This window comes from Streptomyces spiralis, assembly GCF_014654675.1.
Taxonomy (GTDB): domain Bacteria; phylum Actinomycetota; class Actinomycetes; order Streptomycetales; family Streptomycetaceae; genus Streptomyces; species Streptomyces spiralis.
Genome location: NZ_BNBC01000076.1, coordinates 1 through 5,212, shown reverse-complemented (window position 1 = coordinate 5,212; position 5,212 = coordinate 1). Strand labels below are relative to the sequence as shown.

Annotated in this window: 5 protein-coding genes; all 5 read right to left on the bottom strand. The window is 67.9% G+C overall.

Features of this window, described 5'->3' with window-relative positions; all coding sequences use genetic code 11:
* Positions 1–162 precede the first annotated feature (162 nt).
* Positions 163–1,032, bottom strand: a complete 870-nt coding sequence (locus IE318_RS41735) for an IS5 family transposase (RefSeq protein WP_189908081.1) — start codon at positions 1,030–1,032, stop codon at positions 163–165.
* Between the two features lie 137 nt (positions 1,033–1,169).
* Positions 1,170–2,714: an FG-GAP repeat domain-containing protein gene (locus IE318_RS41730; protein WP_229904130.1), complete on the bottom strand. Its 1,545-nt coding sequence runs from the start codon at positions 2,712–2,714 to the stop codon at positions 1,170–1,172.
* 571 nt (positions 2,715–3,285) lie between these two features.
* A complete protein-coding gene (locus IE318_RS46240; protein WP_268256784.1) occupies positions 3,286–3,411 on the bottom strand; it encodes a hypothetical protein in 126 nt (41 codons plus the stop codon).
* A gap of 133 nt (positions 3,412–3,544) precedes the next feature.
* Positions 3,545–4,753: a cytochrome P450 gene (locus tag IE318_RS41725; protein WP_189908080.1), complete on the bottom strand. Its 1,209-nt coding sequence runs from the start codon at positions 4,751–4,753 to the stop codon at positions 3,545–3,547.
* A 39-nt stretch (positions 4,754–4,792) separates the two neighbouring features.
* A partial coding sequence (locus IE318_RS41720) for an oxidoreductase C-terminal domain-containing protein (RefSeq protein ID WP_308438634.1) occupies positions 4,793–5,212 on the bottom strand: 420 nt, incomplete at its 5' end.

Sequence of the window (5,212 nt, the reverse complement as noted above, 5' to 3'; positions counted from 1 at the left end):
GTCGCTGATCATCATGAACAGCGCGTCCTCTGAGGGGTCGTCGATGCGGTCGCCGTTCTCGCTGTCGGCGCCGTAGTACTGAGCCCTCATCGTTGCCTCCCCCTCGCCCGGTTCACCCTGGTCGCGGTCAGCATGGCACGTTGAACCGACAGCTCAGGCCGGTCATAACCATTCGCCGATCGCGGCGATCAGGACGGTGGCTTCGAAGCGGACGGCGAGTTTGTCGAACCTGGTGGCGACCGCCCGGTTGCGCTTGAGCCGGTTGATCCCGCATTCGACCGCGTGCCGTGCCTTGTAATCCTCGCGGTCGAACGCCGGAGGCCGCCCGCCGGCGTTCCCGCGTCGTTTGCGGTTGGCTGCCTGGTCAGCGGGCTCCGGGATCGTGCACCGGATTCCCCGTTTGCGCAGGTAGGCCCGGTTGGCGCGGGAGGAATACGCCTTGTCGCCCCGCACTCGAAGTGGGCGGACGCGGGGACGGCCGGGTCCGGTGCGGGGAACTCGGATGCGTGCCAGGACGGCGGCGAACTGAGGACTATCACCACGCTGACCTGCGGTGACCAGCAAAGACAGCGGCCGTTGGCCTTGCTCGCAGGCCAGATGGATCTTGGTGGTGAAGCCTCCCCGGGATCGGCCCAGACCGTGGTCGTCGGGCTCGAAGCGGCTTCCACCCGGCGGTTCCTTCTGGGCCTGGCCGTCGCGGCGGGCGCCTGCGGCGTGCTGATGGGCCCGGCAGATCGTGGAGTCGACGTTGACCTCCCACGTGATCAGCCCTGCCGCATCCGCCCGAGCCTGCAGTCCGGTCAGCAGCACAGGCCAGGTGCCGTCACGTTGCCAGCGGCGGAAGAGCCCGTAGACCGTCTGCCACGGCCCGTATTCCGACGGCAGATCCCTCCACGGAGCACCAGTCCGCACCCGCCACCGGATGCCGTCTATCAGCTTCCGCCGACCCAGCGACGGCCGGCCCGACACCGCGACCGGCAACAACGGCTCCAGCACGGCCCACTGCTCGTCAGAAAGATCCCCTCGCCCCACATCGAGATCATCACGGCACGGGACGAGGCACGGAGCCGACTTTCAAAACACGCGCTAGTGGGGGTGCCCGCGCTCTGACGATGGGTGGACCGGTGGTTTCCCGGACTGGCCTCCACCCACCGCAGGCGCCCGCGGCCTTACTGGAGTTCGCGGTAAATGTTCCAGCCGCCGCCGATCAGGACTCGGGCGCGGAAGGCACCTGACCCTGTGGCGACACCGGTCGAGGAGTAGCGGTAGAGGTTGCCGCTGCGGTCGGCTGCGAGGAGGTCGCCTCTGCCGTCACCGTCCACGTCCCCGATCGCTGCGAGCTTGCTGTAGATCTGCCAGCCGGGGCCCACCTTGAGGCGGGGCTTGAACGGGGCGGAGGTGCTGCCCGTCCCGGCGTACAGGTACAAATCTCCCGCCGACGTGCGGGCCACGATGTCGGCCCGCCCGTCACCGGTGTAGTCCCCCGCGCCGACGATCCGGTCGTAGACGCCCCAGCCACTGCCGACCTTGACCCGGGAGGCGAAGACCGGGACGGACGGCGGGAACTGCTCGGTGGTGCTTCGGTAGAGGTAGAGATAGCCGGACGTGTCCCGTGCAAGCAGGTCGCCCTTGCCATCGCCGGTGAGGTCTCCGGGGCCGACCAGTGTGTTATAGATACCCCAGCCCTTGCCGATGGTGTACTGGCCATCGGATCCGCTGGTCAGCACTCCGTCCTTGCACACCGCGAGCATGTCGGGGCGGTTGTCGAGACCGGTGTCGGAGGCGAGGGTGAACATCTTCGTGCCGACGCCATGGGAGACGTTGCACTGATAGGGCGAAGGCGCCTGACGGCGCGGAGCCAGCAAGCCGTTGCCGAGCGACTGATACGTGTAGAACTTGCCGTCGGTACCGAGAGCCTGGATGCGGGACTTGCCGTAGGCGGGATTTCCTCCGGCACCGAAAATCACATCTGCCTGCTGCCAACCGCTATTCCACGTGCCCAGGGTCCGCTGCGCGAAACGGCCCTGGCCGAGCCCCTTGTAGATGTAGAGCGACCCGTCGACCGTTCTGGCCACAAGGTCGCCGTTGCCATCACCGTCCAAGTCGTCGCCGCCGGCGATCTGGTTGTACACGCCCCAACCGGAGCCGAGCCCGACGGGCGGCTTGAACGCCGGTGTCACGCCCGCGATTCCGGAGTGGAAGAAGAGCTGCCCCGAGGGCGTACGGGTGACGACATCGCCGACACCGTCGCCATCGTTGTCGGTAACACCGACCAGTTGGTCGTAGATCTGCCAGCCACCGGCGATCTTGACGCGCGGCCCGAACGGCGCGGCCTTGTCCCCGGTGGAGGCGTAGAAGTACACATCGCCGCCCGGTGTCCGGGCCAGAACATCCGCCCGGGCATCACCGTTGAGGTCGCCCGGCGACAGCACCTTGTTGTAGATCTGCCAGCCGGGCCCCACACGGGTGCTCTCCCCCACGTAGGCCGCGTTCACGTTCGGCTGGGTTCGCACCATCCTGAGCGTCCCGTCGGCCGAGACCACGAGGAGCTCCGGAGCACCATCGCCGTCCTGGTCGCCGACCGGGACGTAGTCCTTGAAGGAGACATCTCCCGGAAGGTCCTCCTCGAGGTAGAACTCGAACGCCGTGTGACTGATCGCCGGGTTCGTCAGCCAGAGCCGGCCGGTGAACGGGCGATACACGATCTCGCCCAAGCCGTCTCCCGTGAAATCCGCCCGAGGCAAGGCCTTGGGCGGATTCGGCGGAACCGTTTCGGCAACTGCCGGGTGCGACAGCAGCATGCCGGCCATGGCTGCCAGGCTCGTACAGGTCGCGACGAGACGGGCGCGCCTGGCGTACAAACGCCTGCGTGAAGAAATGGACATGCTCCCCCCAAGTAAGTCTGAGGGGCCACATGCTAGGGGCGTCTGCATTCCGGAACGCGACCACCCCCAACTCTCGCCGATAGGTGCCCGTCCAGGCGCCGGCCACCAGTCATCGTCGACAAACTGGCGCGCCAGATCTCTGGTGCAGCGACTGGACCGTCACGACCGGCGGGGTGAGTATCCAACTGCGTGATAAAGCCGAGGAACACCGGTGAACGAGCGCGAACGCTTGCGGACCGTCAACACAGATGAGTGGGGGTGCCACGGGCTTACTGACCGCTGATCGAACTCCTAAAGCGGGTGTCGCAGGTTCGAATCCTGCCGGGGGCACCAGGCAAAACGGCCCGGACCGATCATGGTCCGGGCCGTTTTGACGGCAACATTTGACGGCAGTCGCCTCTCAGGCGACGGGTAGACCGCGTTTGAGCAGCCGGTCCATGTGGCTGATCGCCTCCCGCTGGGTGTCCTGGACGACGTACGACGCTCCCGTCGCGGTCATGACCAGCAGCAACACCGGCGCGGACATCGACTACGGGCCTCGCGGCCCCCAGCACCGCGACAATGCACAGCTCAGGCCGGCCTGACTCCCCTGCCAACACGAAACAGCGGCGCGGCCAAGAGCGCAGCTGGACCAGCTCCCCCAGCCCTTGCGGCGGTGCTCAGGCCGTGAAGCTCTCGATCGCCACGGGAAGGTGCCGGGGGCCGCGCAGCACGGCGTTGGCGCGGTACGTCGGTGGGTCCTCGAGCAGCCCGGAGAATTTGACCCGGCGGAACAGCTCGGGCACCGCCACATGGAGTTCTATCCGGGCGAGGGGGGCGCCGAAGCAGTAGTGGATGCCGGTGTAGAAGCCCAGGTGTTCGTTGTCCCTGCGGTCGGGGTCGAACCGGTCGGGGTCCTTGAAGCGTTTGGGGTCGCGGTTGGCCGCGGCCAGCATGAGCCAGACCGGCGAGCCCTTGGGGATCGTGGTGCCGGCGACGTCGATGTCGGCCAGGGCGGTGGTCCACGGGACGAACTGGACCGGGGGCTCGTAGCGCAGCACTTCCTCGATGAGGGGGACGGCCAGGTCCGGGTCCTTCTGGAAGCGGTCGAGGACGTCAGGGTGGCGCAGCAGGGTGAGGGTCGTGTTGGTGATCGCGTTGACGGTGGTCTCGTGGCCGGCGACCAGGAGCAGCACGGCGGTGGCCTCCAGGTCTGCCGGTGTCATGACAGGGGCGAGCGCGCTGAGTATCCCGGGGCCGGGGTGGCGGCGTTTGGTCTCGATCAGATCGGTCAGGTAGGCGCCCATGTCCTGGCGGGCCCGCTGTGCCTTTTCCTGGCCGTCGGCGCCGCCGGCCTGGGGATCGATTGACGACGCCAGGGCATCGGCCCAGCCGTGGAAGCGCGGTTCGTCCTCGCGCGGGACGCCGAGGACCTTGCAGATGGCGGTGACGGGAAGGGGGTAGGCGAAGTCCTCGACGATGTCGACCTGGTCCTTGTTTTCGAAGGCGTCGAGCAGTTCGGTGACCGCCCTGGCCAGCTCTCCGCGCAGGCCGTCGAGGAATCTGGGGCTGTGCGGGGGACCGAACGGCCGGTTGATGGTGTCGCGCAGCCGGTCATGCACGGGCGGGTCGGTGAAGATGAAGCTGGGCGGCAGACCGGTCTCCGGGTCCGGTTGTCCGACGCGGGCGTAGCCGGACGGGCGGTTGCTCGTGTCGTTGCTCAGCCGTGGGTCGTTGGCCAGGCTCCGCACCTCGTAGTAGGTGCTGACCAGGTAGGTGCCGTCGTCCTCCCGCCTGATCGGCGTCTTGCGCAGTTCCGCGTAGAGCGGGTAGGGATCGGCCCGGTTGGCGTAGTCGGTGATCTGTGCGAGGAGGGGACCGGACGTCATGGTGTCTCCTGAGGGCTCCGGGCGGTGCAGGGCCGGTGATCAGGCATGCGCCGGAACGAACGCGACACGCCGCTCGCTCGGCGAGTGACCCGTCAGCGTGACCGTGGCCCCGTGGGTGGGCAGATGGGGGTCGGGGAAGGCCGGGTCGACCGGATCCAGCGTCTCGGTCCGGCGGTCGACCGTGCGGTACTCCGGCGGGAACGGCGCGCCGGACGCGATCTGCTGCTCGTAGAACCCCAGCCACTTGGCTCCGTCGAAGGACGCCGCGGCGATGACGCGGCCCCGGTACCCGTACACCGCGACGAACCGCGCCTCGGTGAGCGCCCCCTGGGCGACCACCAGTTGGTCGCCCAGCGAGGGAACACCCACCGACTTGATGTTCACGCCGAACTGGGTGGACCAGAACATCGGCAGCCACAGGTGCGGACGGCGATCCGGACCCGCACAGAGCATGTTGTG

Coding starts and splice junctions, on each gene's coding strand:
- IE318_RS41725 (WP_189908080.1), bottom strand. CDS start 4,753: ATGACGTCCGGTCCCCTCCTCGCACAGATCACCGACTACGCCAACCGG.
- IE318_RS46240 (WP_268256784.1), bottom strand. CDS start 3,411: ATGTCCGCGCCGGTGTTGCTGCTGGTCATGACCGCGACGGGAGCGTCG.